The organism is Vibrio sp. RW (assembly GCF_027587105.1).
GTDB classification, from domain to species: domain Bacteria; phylum Pseudomonadota; class Gammaproteobacteria; order Enterobacterales; family Vibrionaceae; genus Vibrio; species Vibrio toranzoniae.
In genome coordinates this window covers 1-306 of record NZ_JAPPTM010000100.1, presented here as the reverse complement: position 1 = coordinate 306, position 306 = coordinate 1, and the positions used below count along the sequence as shown (strand labels likewise).

Here is a 306-nt window from a genome sequence, read left to right as displayed (position 1 = left end):
CAAAACGGCGAGTATGTTACCGATCCGATTGATGCAAGCGCACTAAACGATGGCACACTCACTGCCACAGCTAGCGTATCCGATGTGGCAGGTAACCCTGTTACAGCTGAGGATACAGTTGAACTTGATAACACCGCAGCGATTACAACCAGCATTGATAAAACCGCCGATGGCGTGATTAATGGCAACGGCGAAAGCGCCGCCATGGTTATACGCGGCACAGTGACTGACGTTGAAGACGGCCAAACTGTTACCATCACTTTGAGCGATGGTATAAACGCGCCAATTGAAGTTCAAGCAACCGTT

Annotated in this window: 1 protein-coding gene; it reads left to right on the top strand. The window is 50.0% G+C overall.

Translation table 11 applies throughout. The features are described from left to right. The coding region (locus tag OCT63_RS21485; protein ID WP_269984602.1) for a hypothetical protein at positions 1-306 on the top strand (306 nt) is incomplete at both ends.